This is a genomic window from Pseudonocardia sp. Cha107L01 (assembly GCF_052566575.1).
In genome coordinates, this window is record NZ_CP199579.1 from 2,517,818 (window position 1) to 2,532,125 (window position 14,308).

The 14,308-nt window shown below is 71.7% G+C and carries 14 protein-coding genes; 6 read left to right on the plus strand and 8 right to left on the minus strand.

Features of this window, described 5'->3' with window-relative positions:
- Positions 1-226: 226 nt before the first annotated feature.
- Together ACTXG6_RS12045 and ACTXG6_RS12050 are read right to left on the minus strand one after the other, a co-directional pair.
- The gene (locus ACTXG6_RS12045; protein ID WP_445187860.1) at positions 227-463 is read right to left on the minus strand and encodes a hypothetical protein; all 237 of its coding nucleotides are present in this window, start codon (positions 461-463) and stop codon (positions 227-229) included.
- A gap of 31 nt (positions 464-494) precedes the next feature.
- Entirely contained in the window at positions 495-1,301 is an 807-nt protein-coding gene (locus tag ACTXG6_RS12050; RefSeq protein ID WP_445187861.1) for an SDR family NAD(P)-dependent oxidoreductase, read from the minus strand.
- Positions 1,302-1,415: 114 nt separating this feature from the next.
- Here ACTXG6_RS12050 and ACTXG6_RS12055 point away from each other — a divergent pair, with 114 nt between their 5' ends.
- Entirely contained in the window at positions 1,416-2,561 is a 1,146-nt protein-coding gene (locus ACTXG6_RS12055) for a fumarylacetoacetate hydrolase family protein (protein ID WP_445187862.1), read from the plus strand.
- On the opposite strand, the gene ACTXG6_RS12060 is transcribed toward ACTXG6_RS12055, so the two are convergent.
- The gene (locus tag ACTXG6_RS12060) at positions 2,538-3,035 is read right to left on the minus strand and encodes a nucleoside deaminase (RefSeq protein WP_445187863.1); all 498 of its coding nucleotides are present in this window, start codon (positions 3,033-3,035) and stop codon (positions 2,538-2,540) included. The two genes, ACTXG6_RS12055 and ACTXG6_RS12060, sit on opposite strands and share 24 nt — an antisense overlap.
- Positions 3,036-3,323: 288 nt before the next feature.
- On the opposite strand from ACTXG6_RS12060, the gene ACTXG6_RS12065 reads away from it, so the two are divergent.
- Positions 3,324-4,532, plus strand: a complete 1,209-nt coding sequence (locus ACTXG6_RS12065) for a hypothetical protein (protein ID WP_445187864.1) — start codon at positions 3,324-3,326, stop codon at positions 4,530-4,532.
- Between the two features lie 21 nt (positions 4,533-4,553).
- On the opposite strand, the gene ACTXG6_RS12070 is transcribed toward ACTXG6_RS12065, so the two are convergent.
- Complete coding sequence (locus ACTXG6_RS12070; RefSeq protein WP_445187865.1) at positions 4,554-6,029, minus strand: MFS transporter; 1,476 nt, start codon at positions 6,027-6,029, stop codon at positions 4,554-4,556.
- Between the two features lie 194 nt (positions 6,030-6,223).
- Positions 6,224-6,661, minus strand: coding sequence for a CBS domain-containing protein (locus tag ACTXG6_RS12075; protein WP_445187866.1), 438 nt, complete (start codon positions 6,659-6,661; stop codon positions 6,224-6,226).
- Positions 6,662-6,896: 235 nt separating this feature from the next.
- On the opposite strand from ACTXG6_RS12075, the gene ACTXG6_RS12080 reads away from it, so the two are divergent.
- Complete coding sequence (locus ACTXG6_RS12080; RefSeq protein ID WP_445187867.1) at positions 6,897-7,727, plus strand: hypothetical protein; 831 nt, start codon at positions 6,897-6,899, stop codon at positions 7,725-7,727.
- Between the two features lie 459 nt (positions 7,728-8,186).
- Here the strand turns inward: ACTXG6_RS12080 and ACTXG6_RS12085 are convergent, their stop codons facing one another.
- Positions 8,187-11,192, minus strand: coding sequence for an ABC transporter transmembrane domain-containing protein (locus tag ACTXG6_RS12085; protein WP_445187868.1), 3,006 nt, complete (start codon positions 11,190-11,192; stop codon positions 8,187-8,189).
- A 114-nt stretch (positions 11,193-11,306) separates the two neighbouring features.
- A complete protein-coding gene (locus ACTXG6_RS12090; RefSeq protein ID WP_445187869.1) occupies positions 11,307-11,489 on the minus strand; it encodes a hypothetical protein in 183 nt (60 codons plus the stop codon).
- 470 nt (positions 11,490-11,959) lie between these two features.
- Between ACTXG6_RS12090 and ACTXG6_RS12095 the strand changes: the two genes are divergently transcribed.
- Positions 11,960-12,448: a hypothetical protein gene (locus ACTXG6_RS12095; RefSeq protein WP_445187870.1), complete on the plus strand. Its 489-nt coding sequence runs from the start codon at positions 11,960-11,962 to the stop codon at positions 12,446-12,448.
- 56 nt (positions 12,449-12,504) lie between these two features.
- On the opposite strand, the gene ACTXG6_RS12100 is transcribed toward ACTXG6_RS12095, so the two are convergent.
- A complete protein-coding gene (locus ACTXG6_RS12100; RefSeq protein WP_445187871.1) occupies positions 12,505-13,089 on the minus strand; it encodes a histidine phosphatase family protein in 585 nt (194 codons plus the stop codon).
- Positions 13,090-13,220: 131 nt separating this feature from the next.
- On the opposite strand from ACTXG6_RS12100, the gene ACTXG6_RS12105 reads away from it, so the two are divergent.
- Positions 13,221-13,430, plus strand: a complete 210-nt coding sequence (locus tag ACTXG6_RS12105) for a CbtB domain-containing protein (RefSeq protein WP_445187872.1) — start codon at positions 13,221-13,223, stop codon at positions 13,428-13,430.
- A 13-nt stretch (positions 13,431-13,443) separates the two neighbouring features.
- Positions 13,444-14,298, plus strand: coding sequence for a CbtA family protein (locus ACTXG6_RS12110; protein ID WP_445187873.1), 855 nt, complete (start codon positions 13,444-13,446; stop codon positions 14,296-14,298).
- Positions 14,299-14,308: the final 10 nt, after the last annotated feature.

The window sequence follows — 14,308 nt, forward strand, 5'->3', positions numbered from 1 at the left end:
ACCTGATCGCGATGGTCATCGAGCGGACGAGCGGTTGTCCTCGGCTACCCGAGCTTCTACTCCACACCGAGGGACTACTCGAGTTCGTCGAGGCTTTGCTGTGGCGGGACGAGTCGCTGCTGTCCCCGGCGGCGTCCGAGCTGCTGCGCAGCAACCAGACCGCCTCGCTGAGGGTGCCGAAGGTGGTGGACCTGGCCGGGGTCCGGACGGCCGGTGACATCAACGTCTACCCGGAGATGCGGCTGTACCCGAACATCGGGGCCCAGTGGAGCCTCGGGTTCATGCTGAACGCCGAGGCGGTGCCGGACGGGCCGCGTGCGGGCAGCCTGAGCAGCGCCGGCAACTCGCACACGTTCTGCTGGATCGACCCCAGCTCCGAGGTGGCCGGGCTGGTGTTCCTGCAGCCGACCGAGTGGCGCCCGGCGGCCGGCGAGCAGTTGTTCGGCGAGTTCCAGCGGTCCATCTACGCCGAGCGCGACGCCAGGGTGCGACCCTCACGAGCCCAGCCAGCCGCCGTCGACGTTGATCAGCTGACCGGTGACGTAGCGCGCCGCGTCGGAGAGCAGAAACACCGCCACTCCGGCCAGGTCGGCCGGCGTGCCGAGGCGGCCCATCGGGATGCGGCCGAGGATGCGCGTGCGGTGCGCCGGGTCGCTCAGCAGGTCCGCGGTGAGTTGGGTGGGGAAGTAGCCGGGGCCGAGCACGTTCGCCCGGATGCCCAGTGCGGCGAGCTCGGTGGACAGGGTGCGGGCCACCCCGAGCAGGGCGGTCTTCGACGCCGCGTACGCCGCCCCCCTGGGCAGCCCGATGGTACTGGCCAGCGAGCCGACGAAGACGTGTGAACCGGGCCGGCCGGCGGCCTGCTGGGCGCGGGCGAGCGCGGTGCTGAGGAAGAACGGTGCCTCCACGTTCACCGTCTGCACCTGGCGCCACTCGGCGACCGAGTACTCGACCGCCGCCTTGCGGATCTGCACCCCGGCGGCGTGCACGATGCCGTCCACGGGCTGGTGCCGGTCGAGGGCGGCCGCGAGCGCCGGGATGGCGTCGAGGTCGGTGAGGTCGGCGACCTGGGCGACGCAGTCACCGCCCCGGTCCTTGATCAGCCGTACCGTCTCGTCGAGCTGGTCGGCGGAGCGGGCCACCGCGGTGACCGAGGCGCCGGCCAGCCCGGCGGAGACCGCGATGCCCTGGCCGAGCCCCCGGCCGGCGCCGGTCACCACGACGTGCCGGCCGGTCAGGCTGAACGCGGCGGGCGCGGCGGCGATCTCGGCGTAGCGGTCCGGCTCGGCGTCGCTGGTCATTGCTGCTCCTCGGTGCGGTTCACGGGCTGTATCTGCAGGTCAGGAGCGGTATGGACGCCGATCGGCGCAGGTCGCGAGCTCGCTGGCACCCAGTGCTGATGTTACGTTGACGAGATGCCCAGTGCTCGGGAGATACTGCCGACCGACGCCGACCGGGCGACCCTCATCGGCCGGGTTCTCGACCCCGGGGTGGGCCCGTGTGTCGTGCTGGTCGAGGGGGCCGACGCCGTCGACATCACCGATCTCGCGCCTGTCGTGTCCGCCCTGCTCGAGCGGGACGACCTGCCCGAGGTGATCGCTACCGCGAGGCGGGACAGCGCCGCCCGGCGCCGGTGGCCGGTGGCCGGGCTGCTCGACGGGTCCGGACCGGCGCTGCTTGCGCCGATCGACCTCCAGGTGATCAAGGCCGCCGGAGTCACCTTCGCCAGGAGTCTGCTGGAGCGGGTGGTCGAGGAGTGGGCCCGGGGCGACGCGACCCAGGCGGCGGCGATCCGGGACCGGCTCGGCGCGACCATCGACCTCTCGACGATCGAGCCGGGTTCCGCCGAGGCCGGCCGGTTGAAGACGTTGCTGGTCGGCGAGGGGCGCTGGTCGCAGTACCTGGAGGTCGGTATCGGGGCGGACCCGGAGATCTTCACCAAGGCGCCGGTGCTGTCCTCGGTCGGGTGCGGACAGTCGATCGGCGTGCTGTCCCGGTCGGTGTGGAACAACCCGGAGCCCGAGGCGGTGCTGGTGGTGCGCTCGGACGGCACCGCGGTCGGCGCGACGCTGGGCAACGACGTCAACCTGCGGGACTTCGAGGGGCGCAGCGCGCTGTTGCTCGCGATGGCGAAGGACAACAACGCCTCGTGCGCGGTCGGCCCGTTCGTCCGGCTGTTCGACGAGTCCTTCGACCTGGACGACGTGCGCGGCATGGACATCACGCTGACCGTGACCGGTGCGGACGGCTTCGTGCTGACCGGGGCCAGCTCGATGAAGGAGATCAGCCGCGACCCGGTCGAGCTGATCCGGCACGCCTGCGGGGACCACCACCAGTACCCGGACGGCTTCGTGCTGTTCACCGGCACGGTGTTCACCCCGACGCAGGACCGGTCGGTCGAGGGCGGCGGGTTCACCCACGCCGTCGGTGACGTGGTGCGGATCGCCAGCCCGAGACTGGGCGCGCTGGTGAACACCGTCGAGCACGCCGAGACCGCCCCCCGCTGGGAGCTCGGTATCTGGGCGCTGGTCAGCAACCTACGAGCCCGCGGCCTGCTCTGACCGCCGGAAGCGGCGCCGGTGCAGTGCGCGCATCTCGTCGGCGAGCTCGGGGACGGGGCCCTCGACCACGAGGTCGGGTGAGACCTCCCGGATCGCCAGCGGCCGCACCGGCGACGCTGGTACCCCCCACTCGGTGAGCCAGCCGGTCAACTGTGCGGCGGAGCAGACGTAGACGATCCGGCCCAGCCCGACCCAGCCGTGCGCGGCCGAGCACATCGGGCAGTGCTCGCCCGAGGTGAACACGGTCGCCGCCGCCCGCTGCCGCGCCGTCAGGTTCGCCGCGGCCCACCGAACCAGATCGAACTCCGGGTGCCGCGTCTCGTCGCCGGCGGTCACCACCCGGTTGCGGTCCTCGGCGAGGACGGTGCCGTCGGCGTCGACGAGTACCGAGCCGAACGGTTCGTCACCTTCGGCCAGCGCTTCGGCGGCCAGCTCGACGCACCGGCGCAGGTGTCGCATGTCGTCCGGCTCCATGCCGACCTCCCGGGGTGCGTTCCGCCGGCCTCACCGATCCGGCCGCGCACATGTTAGGCCCGGTCGGTAACCTGCTGGAGATCGAGGACGGAGCGCCGCAATACGTGGATCCGGCCGCCGCTCCGGGCAGGAACCCCCGAGAGGGCTAGCCCTACCTGAGCGGTGGGGTCGGCGCCGCTCATTGTCGGGCTGGCTCCATCGTCTCGGGCCCCCATTCGGCCGCATCCTTACTCCTAACGGAACGGCATGGGTGTCCGGGTGTAGGACACCGAGGGGGAGGGGACGGCGATGATCGTCAGGTCTCGCGACGACGAGCTGAGCCCGGCATACGAGCTGCTCGAGCACACTCTGGCCGGCGCACGCGCCAACGACCGGCCGGACCTGGTCCGTCGGCTGCTCGCCGTACAGGAAGAGCTCGACGCACTGGCCGATCGGGACGGCGAAGCCAAGGCCGTCGAGATCGCGGCCCGCGAGGCGCTGCGCGCGCTGGACTCGCTGGAGGCCGACCTCGGTTCCCGGCGCGCCATGTTGGCCGACCCCGCGCACGCCCCCCGGCTGCGGGCCGAGCTCGCCAGCACCAAGGCCCGGTCCGAACAGCTCGCCGCCACCGCGGGCAACTGGCAGCCGCTGCTCGACAGGAGCGCCGCCTCGGGCGGTGCCAACCTCGAGTTCCACCTGCGGGCCCGGCTCGCCGCGGTACTCGCCGAGGCCGAACTGACCATCAACCGGGGGGACCCGGGCAACGGCCGCGCACAGCTCAACGGCTGGCTGCGCCACCAGCTCGTGCGGGAGGCCGACGCGACCTACCGGTTGCTGCACGCGGACGTCAGCGGGGTGGCCGGTCAGGTCGCCGGCCAGCTCGGACTGCCCGCCGTGCACCGGGTCCCGGCCCCTCGGGTGGTCGCACCGGATCTGCTGGTCGACGCGTTGCCGTACCGGCCGCCGGCCGCCACCGCGGCGCCGGGTCCGGCCGGGTTGCTCAGCGTGTTGATCCCCGGGTTCGCGGTGCTCGCGGCCGCGCTGGTCGCGGTGTATCTCCTCGGTGTCACCCTGCCGGTCTGGTTGCTGATCGCGGTCGGCGGGGTGGGAGCCCTGACCGTCACGGGGGTTGCGGTGAGCGGTGAGCGCAAGCGTCGGCTCGCCCGCCGCCGCGCCGACGCGCTGGGTGTCGTCCGGAGCATCGTCGGAGAGTTCGGGGTGGCCCTCGGCAGGCAGGCGCACAACGCCGTCGGCGGGCTCCATCAGGAGCTGCGCCGGGCCACGGCCGCCTCGGTCGTCGCGCGGTTCGCCGCCGTGGCCGAGGAGCTGGACGCCATCCAGGGCGCCGCTGAGACCGCCGCCCGCGGCCCCGCCGAGCTCGCCGCAATCTCCGAGGACCTGGACACGCTCACCGACCTGCGCGGGCGGGCCGCGCGGCTGCTGGAGTCGCGGTCGGTGGCGGGTTTGACACTGCTCGCCGGTGGCCAGCACCAGGAGCCGGTCCGGGCTATCGCGTAGGTGCTCAGACGGTGCCGAGTCCTACCCGAGCTCGGCCGGGTTGGCCGAGCCGATCGGCACCCGAGCACCGGCCGACCGTGAACCGGGAGCTGGTTGAGCACCGTCGGCGCCGAGTGCGTCGTTCGCGCGGGGCAGCGTCAGACTCAGCGCCGCGGCGAACAGGGCGAGCGCGGCGCCCACCCACCAACCCCGGATGAACGACTCGCGCAGCACCGCCGGATCGGTGCTGGTACCCAGCAGGGTGACCAGCGTCGCGACCCCGAAGTTGGCGGCCACCTGGCGGCCGGCGTTCACCACCGCGGACCCGGTGGCGACCCGGTGCGCCGGCAGCGCGGTGGCACCCGCCCCGATCAACGTGGACAGGGCCAGCCCCACCCCGATGCCGGAGAGCACCATGCTGGGCAGCAGATCGCGTACGTAGTCCGGCCGCGGTTCGGCGAAGGCGACCCGCCAGAGCATGGCCGTCATGAAGAGCAGCGCGCCCACCGCGGCCACCGGGCCACCGCCGAACCGGCGCACCGCGCGCGCCGAGCCGATGGTGACCAGCGGTACCAGGGCCGGCCCCGGCGTCATGGCCAACCCGGTCTGCAGCGCGGAGAAGTGCCACACGTTCTGGCACCACAGCGCGTTGGACACCAGCATGATCGAGAAGCTGATGCTGAACGCGAAGGTCGCCACGTTGGCCACCGCGAACCGCCGGATCCGCAGCAGCGGCAGCTCCAGCAGCGGCGCCGGGTGGGTCGCGCAGCGCCGGACGAACACCGCGGCGGCGGCGGCGGCGAGGATCAGCAGGCCCAGGGTGCGCGCATTGGCCCAGCCCCACTGCGGCGCCTGCACCAGTGAGCCGGTGAGCGCGGCGATGGACACCGTCAGCAGCGCCGCGCCGATCAGGTCGGGACGCCGTTCGGTAGTGACGGCCGCCGGGCGGGGCAGGACCCGCGCGCCGACGACCAGAGTGACGATGCCGATCGGGATGTTGATCAGGAACACCCAGCGCCAGTCCACCTGTACCAGCACGCCGCCGAGCACCGGGCCCATCGCGGCGGCCAGGCCGCCGACCGCGGACCAGTTGCGTGCGGCCTCGGTCCGGCGGTGTGCCGGCGCCGCGGTCAGCAGCAGGGCGAGCGAAGCCGGCAGCTGGGCCGCGGCACCGGCGGCCTGCAGCGCTCTGGCGGCGATCAGCACCGGCAGGTTGGGCGCGGCCGCGCAGAGCGCCGAGCCCAGGGTGAACAGGGCGACGCCACCCAGGAACACCGGGCGGTGCCCATGCCGGTCGCCGGTGCGCCCGGCCACCACGAGCAGCGCGGCCAGCACGATCGCGTACGCGTTGAGGACCCACGACAGCCCGGACAGTGCGCTGCCGGCGAATTCCTCGCCGATGCTGTCCAGTGCCACGTTCGCCACCCAGAGGTCCAGGTTGGACATGAACACGGCGGCGGTCACGGTGACGAAGACGACCGCGAACGGAAACTCACGGTTGGATTTTCCAACTGTCACCGCTGAACGGTAACCAGGGCGGGTGACCCGGAGCAACCCCATCGGGTGATGACCTGGGTCTCTCTTCGCTACTGCTGATCGGGTGCCGGCACAAGAAACGGCCCCGGCTCGGGGCCGGGGCCGGTCGCGGGGCATTAGTGGCTAGGTGACTAGTGGCTGGGTGACTAGTGGCTGGGTGGCTAGTGGCTGGGTGGCTAGTGGCGGGCCATGTAGAGGTCGCGCAGTACGCCGGTCTCGAGTTCCATCTCGTCGACCCGGGCACGCACCACGTCGCCGATGCTGACCAGGCCCACCAGCTCACCCTGGTCGAGCACCGGCAGGTGCCGGTAGCGCGAGCGGGTCATCGACATCATCACGTCGGCGAGCGAGTCGGTCGGGACGCAGGTCGGCACCCGGTGCGTCATGATCGTGGAGACCGGCTTGGCGAGCAGCTCGGCGCCGTGCATCTTCATGCCGTGGATGATGTCCCGTTCGGTGACCATCCCGGTGAAACCCTTCGGCACCCCGGTCACCACCAGCGCGCCGATCTTGGGTGGACCGAGCAACTGGCTGACGGCCTGTTGGACCGTCGACCATGGCTGGATCGTGGTGACCTGACGGCCTTTGGCACGCAAGATCGTTTCCACCTTCATGCTGACCTCCGATCGGCGTCGCGGCCCTTCCGAAGGTTGTCCGGTCCGGCAGCGTTCGCGGTGGTGCAAGCGCCTTCGAGGCTAGGCTTGCCCGCCGAGCGCCGGCAATGTATGCGGGCGCACAACCGCCAGAAAGACTGAGATTTTTCCTCAGGATGATCATCCGGTCGGTTGATCATCGACCGCTGGCTATTGACGTGGGCGCTCCGGTACCGGTTCACCATAGGCTGATCCGGTGAGGCAGTTGCCGTCGCGGGTGCGCCGCGGCCTGGTCGTGGTGGCGGTCGCCGTGTTCCTCGTCGGTGGGATCACCTGGCTGTACCGGACCAGCCCGCTGGCGCACCCACCGCCCGGCTGCACGGTCACACTCGCTCCGGTCGACGATCCGGGTGGGGTGCAGTCGTACTCGATGACGCCCGAGCAGGCGGACAGCGCGGCCACCATCGCGGGCGTCGGGAGCAAGCTGGGTATGCCGTCGCACGCGGTCACGGTGGCCATCGCCACCGCACTGCAGGAGTCCGGGCTGCGCAACCTGCCGAACGGTGACCGTGACTCGCTCGGGCTGTTCCAGCAGCGACCCAGTCAGGGCTGGGGCACCGAGGCACAGATCGCCGACCCGGTGTACGCCACCACCGCGTTCTACCGGCGGCTGCACCAGCAGCCGAACTGGACGTCGCTGGAGGTCACCCAGGCAGCGCAGCTGGTTCAGCGCTCCGCCGCCCCGGAGGCCTACGCACGGTGGGAACCGCAGGCCCGGGCCACCGCCGCCGCGCTGACCGGCGAGGACGACGCGACGTTGAGCTGCCACGACCTGAAACTGGGCGCGCCGGCCGACTACCTGGTGACGGTCGCCAAGCGGGAGCTCGGCAGCGCGGCCCTGAGCGGCCCGCAACCCGCCGGTCGGGGTCGCGCGCGGGCGAACTGGCTGGTCGCGCATGCCGCCCGGCTCGCGATCGACCGGGTCACCGTGGACGGCAACACGTGGACCGCCGAGTCCGGCGAGTGGGCCCGGACCGGACCGCCGGACGGACTACTGAGCCTGCACCAGCTCATCCCGCCGACCTGACCGCCGAGGTCCGTCGAGCGATTGCCCGGCGCGCCGTGTTGCCGGGGTGTCGGCTGTTACTGGGGTGCCGGCTGTCGCAGTGCCGGCTGTTACTGAGGTGCCGGCTGTCGCCGGGGTGTCGGCTGTTACCGCAATGCCGGCTGTTACCGCATTGCCGGCTGTTGCGGGAGTGCCGGTTGTTACCGGGCTGCCGGCTGTTACGGAGCTGCCGGCTGTTACCGAGCTGCCGGCTGTTACCGGGGTGTCGGCTGTTGCTGGGGTGTCGGCTGTTGCTGGGGTGTCGGCTGTTACCAGGTGGCGCTGTTACCGGGCTGCCGGTTGTAACCGGGCTGCCGGCTGTTACGGAGCTGCCGGCTGTTACCGAGCTGCACAGGAGGCAGGCTGTTGGGCCGCTGGACCTGCCTGGTGTGCAGCTCGGTAACGGGAGGCTGGTCGGGTGGCGTTGGTCGGCTGCCCGGGTCAGCCGGTGCCGGTTGTTTTCGCCGGCTCGGTGTCGTACGGGTCGTCGGTGGGCCAGCGCAGCGGCGTGCCGTTGCCGGCCGTGGGCGTGCCGGCCGTGGGCGTGCCGGCCGTGGGCGTCGGACGTTGCCGCGGGATGGGGAGCGGGGCGGGGGTCGACCGGGTGACCGCGATCGGCCGGGGCGACGGCAGCGATTGACCGGTCGGGAGCGGCGCCACTATCGGCTGTGGCGCGGACACCGGTTGGGGTGCCGACAGCTGCTGCATCGACACCGGCATCGGCATCGACACCGGCATCGGCCGCTGGCTGTGTGCGGCGGGCATCGGCTGGGAGATATGTGCGGCGGGGGGCGGCTGGGCGGTGAGCCCGGCGGGCAGGGAATGCGAGGCCTGCATCGGCGGCGGGGTGTGCGCCAGTTGCGCGGCGGGGTGGGAATGCGGCGCCGGCATCGGTCGGGGAGTGTGCGCGGCCCGCTGGGCGGGAGTTACCCGGAGCGTCGGTGCCGACAGCGGATCGGGTACCGAAAGAGGTTCGGGCGCCGATCGGTGCGCGGGGTGCTGGGCGAGCGCCGGGTGCTGGGCGACCGCGGGGTGCTGGGCGACCGCGGGGTGCTGGGCGAGCGCGGGGTGCTGGGCGAGTGCGGGGTGCTGGGCGAGCGCCGGGTGCTGGACGAGCGCCGGGTGCTGGGCGAGCGTCGGGCGGAGGTTGGGTGCGGACTGGGAGCTCGGCGCGGGTGTCGGGCGCTGAGTCGGTGCCGGCGCCGGTCGGGGGCTGGACGACGGCCGCGCCGCCCTGGTGCGCGGGCGGGGCGCCGGTGGGCCGGTGGGCGCAGGGTGCGCGGCCGGTTGGGGGCGGCCGGTGGCCTGGCCGCGGCCGGTCGGCTGCAACCGCGGTCGAGGCGAGGGCCGCTGGTCAGGTCCCACGGGCTGCGAGGGTCCGACGGGCTGCGAGGGTCCGACGGGCTGCGAGGGTCCGACGGGCTGCGAGGGTCCGACGGGCTGCGAGGGTCCAACGGGCTGGGAGGGTTCGACGGGCTGGGACTGTCCGGCCTGCTGGGACTGTCCGGTCGGTTGGGACGGCACGGGCTGGGCCTGGCCCACCGGCTGGGTCGGTGAGACGAGCGGGGCGGGGCGTCGAGGCCGCCCGTTCGGGGCGCGGCGCGCGATCGGCCGCCTCGGCTCCGGGTGGTGCAGCCGGTACAGCTCTGCGTAACCCGGAGCGTCGGCGAGCAGTTCCTGGTGCGTGCCGTAGCCCGCGACCCGGCCGCGCTCCAGGTAGACGATCCGGTCGGCGTCGCTGACGGTGAGCAGGTTGTGCGAGATCACGATGGTGGTGCGGCCGGCCATCGCGCGCCGCAGCGGGACCATCACGCGCTGGGTGGACACCGCGTCCAGCCCCGTAGTCGGCTCGTCGAGCAGCAGCACCGGGGCGTTGCGGATCATTGCCCTGGCCAGTGCGATGCGCTGGCGCTGGCCACCGGAGAGCATCATCCCGCGCTGGCCGACCCGGGTCTGGTAACCCTGCGGCAGCCCGGTGATGAACTGGTGCGCGTCGGCGTCGCGGGCCGCCTGCACCACGTCGTCCGTGGTGGCGTCCGGCCGTCCCCAGCGGATGTTCTCCGCAACCGTGCCGTCGAACACCAGGGTGTCCTGCAGTACGACGGCGATGTTGGCGCGCAGGTCACCGAGCCGCAGCCGGCGGATGTCGATGCCGTCCAGGGTGACCGTGCCGGCGTGCGGGTCGTGCAGCCGCAGCAGGATGCGCAGCAGCGTCGACTTGCCGGCCCCGCTCGCCCCGACCACTGCGATCGTCTCGCCGGGCTTGGCGGCGAAGCTGACCTCGGCCAGCGCCGGGCGCCCGCCGTCCGGGTAGCGGAAGCCGACCCGGTCCAGCCGGAACTCGCCGCGGGCCTGGCCCAGGGGCACCGGGTCGTCCGGGCTGGTGACCTCGGGTTTGGTGTCGAGCACCTCGATGATCCGCTCGGCACCGGCGCTGGCCGCGTAGATCGAGTTCGCCAGGCTGCCGATCCCGCTGATCGGGCCGTAGAGCTGGGACAGGTAGCCGATGAACACCAGCAGGCCGCCGAGAGTGATCCGGCCGGCGACGAGCTCGCGGATACCGAAGCCGATGACCGCCAGCACGCCGACCGCCTGCAGCAGGTCGGTGAACGGGGCGAACAGCGCCTCGAGCCGGATGGCCACCATCTGGGCGGTGAAGCTGCCCAGGTTCTCCTTGTGGAACCGGATGGACTCGTGGGCCTGCCGGTCGTAGGCCTGCACCAGCGCGGTGTTGTGCAGGCTCTCCTCGGCGACCGCGGTGATCGAGCCGGACCGGCGGCGCTGCTCCTGGGACGCGGTCTTGATCCGCTTCGAGAAGAACCGGGCGAGCAGCAGGAAGGCGGGCGCGGCGACCAGCGCGGCGAGGGCGAGCCGCCAGTCCAGGACGAACAGCGCGCCGGCGAAGAAAATGATCTGGAACAGGTAGGTCAGCGCCTGGTTGAGACCGGAGAGGATCAGACCCTCGATCGCGCCGACGTCACCACTGAGGCGGGCCAGAATGTCGCCCAGCTGATTTCTCTCGAAGAATGTCAGGGAGAGCCGCTGCAGGTGGGTGAATACCCGCGAGCGCAGGTTGAGCACGAATCGCTCGCCGACCCACGCGGTGAGGTACTCGTCGAAGAACGAGACGACGCCCTCGACCACCGTGACGGCCACGAAGGCGGCCGCGATGAGTGGGAAGCGCGCCACATCGCGCGTCGTGAGCACGTCGTCGACAAGGATCTTGAACAGCCAGATCCCGAGGGCGGCGAGTGCCGGGGGAACACCGAGCAGCGCCAGCCCGAGCACGAGCCGGCCGCGGAAGCCCCGGGTGTCCGGCCAGAAACGCTTGAAGATCGAGCGCAGCGGCACCGTGGGAGCGGTGCTGACCAGAGCGTTGGGCGAGACGACGGGGAGCAGCGTGGTGGGCGAGTCGGTCACCGGCTGGGCGCCGGAGGCGCTCGCCACGGACCTGACTTTCTGCCTGCGATGTGACGCCATAACCTGCTCAAAGCTGGGCCGTCGGCCCCACCCGGTCTAGCGCGGGTGGGGCCGACGGAGGTGTGCGTGCGGAGGTGCTGACTAGCGGTCGCAGCCGCCGCCGTGGTGCTTCTTGTGGTGGCCGCCGTGGCGCTTGGTCTTGCGGCAGTCGTCGTCGCCGCCGTGGTGCCGACGGCCCTTGGAGCGGGAGTCGCAGTCATCGCCGCCGTGGCCACGGCTGCGGCCACCGAAGAAGCCGCCTGCCAAAAAGAGTCCGTTAGACATGAGGGAGCTTTCCTTTCGAATCGGAACACGGCCTCGGGGACGGCCGTTGCCAGGGTTATCAGCGCACATCACGAGTTCGTTTCACGTCTTTGTGCGCTCCACCCGAACAGACCAGGAGTAATGATTCGAGGCAAAAGGCCTAATACGCGTTCTATTCTTCGCGGAAGGACGCATCGACCTCGGGAAGATGCACTCCGGAGCCTGGGCGGGAGATCTTCGGCCGCGCCGGGCGCTCACCCGGTCGCCCGCGGTTTAGTCCATTGGAGACACTGCTCCCGCTCCTCACCAGGGCGAACTGTCAACTCCCTCGGCGGGCGTGTCCCGGATGGCACCCGGAAGTGGCGAGGCCCTAACATCCGTCCCACGTCACTCGTCCAGGTGGGAGCACCGGGATTCGGACACGCTCGGTCATCGCGGGTCGATGGAGACATCGGGTCCGAAACGATCAGGCGGCAGGGAGAGAGAGCGGAATGGCACAGGGTGCACGGAGGTCTCAGCCGGACGGTCCGGGGTTCGAGGCCGACCTGTCCGCGCTGGACTGTCCCACCGCCTGGGAGCACCAGGTCGAGATTCCCGGCCCCGGCGGCTCCGGCATGGTGAGCGTGATCGCGCTGTGCTGCCCGAACTGCGACCTCCGTTCCGTGTCTTCGGCCACCGACGAGCTCAGTCAGGTGGTGGCCGCCCGCCGGCGCACCATGGCGGGGTTGGGCGGGCTGCCTGCCCGGACCCGCGCCGATCTGGCCGCCACCGGCACCTTGGACCGGGTCTACCTGGGCACGGTGGACGAGGTGTTGGAGGCCGCCGAGCGCTGCCGCCGGCGCCTCGGGGTGGACCTGCCGGCCGGGTTGGGCGCCGAGCCCACCGTGGCGACGGACCGCGGGGTGGGCCTCGAGCGGGCCGTCGCGGTACTGGAGGCGGCCACCGCCTGGGTCACCGAACTGGACGCCACAGCGCGCTGACCGAGCACAGGTCACGTCGTACTCGGTCACGTCGTACTCGGTCACGTCGTACTACGTCACCTCGCCGCCGGCTCGATCGAGCGCAGTGACCACCGCCCGGCCGATCCGGTCAGCACGGTCCGGCTCAACGGGGCGACGTCGATCCGCCAGATGGAGCGCGGCCGCGCGTCGATGGCGTGTATCACCGCCGCCCTGATCACCGTCGGGTCGGTGACCGCGACCAGCGTGCGCACCGGGTCACCCCGCTCCGTGACCGCGGTACCGGCGACGTCCAGCCACCGCCCGACCCGCTCCAGCAGCGCGCTGAGGCTCTCGCCGCCGTGTGGGCAGGCCGCGGGATCGGTCAGCCAGGCGGTGACCGCGTCCGGGGTGGTGGCCAGTACGTCGTCCAGGGTGCGCCCGGTCCAGGCGCCGAAGTCGCAGCTGGCGAGCTCGGGGTCGGGCACCGCGGCGAGCCCGATCGCCTCGGCGGTCTGCCGGCAGCGCCGGGACGGCGCGCACCGGACCTGGTCCGCCCTCGGCGCGGTGCCGGCCAGCTCGGCGGCCCTGGCCAACCCGGACTCCTCCAGCGGCTCGTCGCCGGCGAACGCGGTCGCCCGGGTGGCACCGGTGGCCGCGTGACAGAGCAGCACGACCCGCATGCGCCCATTCCCTCCCGCATACTGAGACATCTGAATACATGGACGACTATGGAGCTGTTGACCCTCGGCGATGGCAGACGTACCGTCCGATGCGACCCGACCGGCGTGCCGGCCGCAGGAGAGGATCCACCATGTCATCATCCGCGATCACCCAGAGCAGACCGGTTCCGGTCTCGGTCTCCGAAACGCTGCCCTGGCTCATCGGGGCGCTGTTGTTCGGTCTGGTGCTCTACTACTTCATCGGCATCGACGAGGGTGCGACCTCGGTCTTCGGCAACTCCATGGTGGTCCACGAGTTCGTGCACGACGCACGGCACTTCCTCGGCTTCCCCTGCCACTGAGCCGGGCAACTCAGTGGTCAAGAGTCTCGTACTGCGAGGAGTCGGTGCCGGCGCGCTCGCCGGGCTGATCGCCTTCATCTTCGCCCGCATCTTCGCCGAACCGGTGATCCAGGCCGCGATCGAATACGAGGGCGCCAGGGACGACGCCCGCAACGCGATCGCGGCGGCGGCCGGCCAGGCGGTCGATCCGGCCGAGGCCGACATCTTCAGCCGGACGGTCCAGGCCAACATCGGCATCGGCGTCGGCGTGATCCTGTTCGGCGTGGCGATGGGCGCGCTGTTCGCGGTGGTCTACAGCCTGGCCTGGGGGCGCACCGGGCGGCAGACCCCGCGCCAGCTGTCGCTGCTGGTCGCACTGGCCGGATTTGTCACGCTGTACCTGGTGCCGTTCGTGAAGTACCCGGCCAACCCGCCGTCCATCGGGCACCCCGACACCATCGCCGACCGCAGCGGTCTGTACCTGGTGATGGTCCTCGGGTCGGTGGTGGCCGCGCTGGTCGCGGTGTGGGCCGGTCAGCGGCTCGCGGAGCGGCTCGGCAACTGGAACGCCACGCTGGTCGGCATCGCCTGCTTCATCGTCCTGGTGGGAGTGCTGATGGCGGCCCTGCCCTCACTCGGTGAGCTGCGGACCAACGTCGAGCAGTACGGCAACCTGGCCACCGAGACGCCGCAGCCACTGCGCAACCCAGCGGGCACCATCGTGCTCGGCGGCTTCGACGCCGACCTGCTGTACCGGTTCCGGCTCTACTCGCTGGGCGCCCAGGCGCTGCTGTGGGCGGTGCTCGGGCTGGTTTTCGCGCCGTGGGCCGAGCGGGTTATCGGCAAGTCCGACCGGACCACGTCTCCGGTGGCGGAAACCGTCGCCTAAGAAGGGTCCT

What these genes read in the sequence shown, in the direction of transcription:
- ACTXG6_RS12060 (WP_445187863.1), bottom strand. Translation starts at nt 3,035, where the DNA reads ATGGAGCCGGACGACATGCGACACCTGCGCCGGTGCGTCGAGCTGGCC.
- ACTXG6_RS12045 (WP_445187860.1), bottom strand. Translation starts at nt 463, where the DNA reads ATGGACCGCTGGAACTCGCCGAACAACTGCTCGCCGGCCGCCGGGCGC.
- ACTXG6_RS12065 (WP_445187864.1), top strand. Translation starts at nt 3,324, where the DNA reads ATGATCGTCAGGTCTCGCGACGACGAGCTGAGCCCGGCATACGAGCTG.
- ACTXG6_RS12100 (WP_445187871.1), bottom strand. Translation starts at nt 13,089, where the DNA reads ATGCGGGTCGTGCTGCTCTGTCACGCGGCCACCGGTGCCACCCGGGCG.
- ACTXG6_RS12095 (WP_445187870.1), top strand. Translation starts at nt 11,960, where the DNA reads ATGGCACAGGGTGCACGGAGGTCTCAGCCGGACGGTCCGGGGTTCGAG.
- ACTXG6_RS12105 (WP_445187872.1), top strand. Translation starts at nt 13,221, where the DNA reads ATGTCATCATCCGCGATCACCCAGAGCAGACCGGTTCCGGTCTCGGTC.
- ACTXG6_RS12055 (WP_445187862.1), top strand. Translation starts at nt 1,416, where the DNA reads ATGCCCAGTGCTCGGGAGATACTGCCGACCGACGCCGACCGGGCGACC.
- ACTXG6_RS12050 (WP_445187861.1), bottom strand. Translation starts at nt 1,301, where the DNA reads ATGACCAGCGACGCCGAGCCGGACCGCTACGCCGAGATCGCCGCCGCG.
- ACTXG6_RS12090 (WP_445187869.1), bottom strand. Translation starts at nt 11,489, where the DNA reads ATGTCTAACGGACTCTTTTTGGCAGGCGGCTTCTTCGGTGGCCGCAGC.
- ACTXG6_RS12075 (WP_445187866.1), bottom strand. Translation starts at nt 6,661, where the DNA reads ATGAAGGTGGAAACGATCTTGCGTGCCAAAGGCCGTCAGGTCACCACG.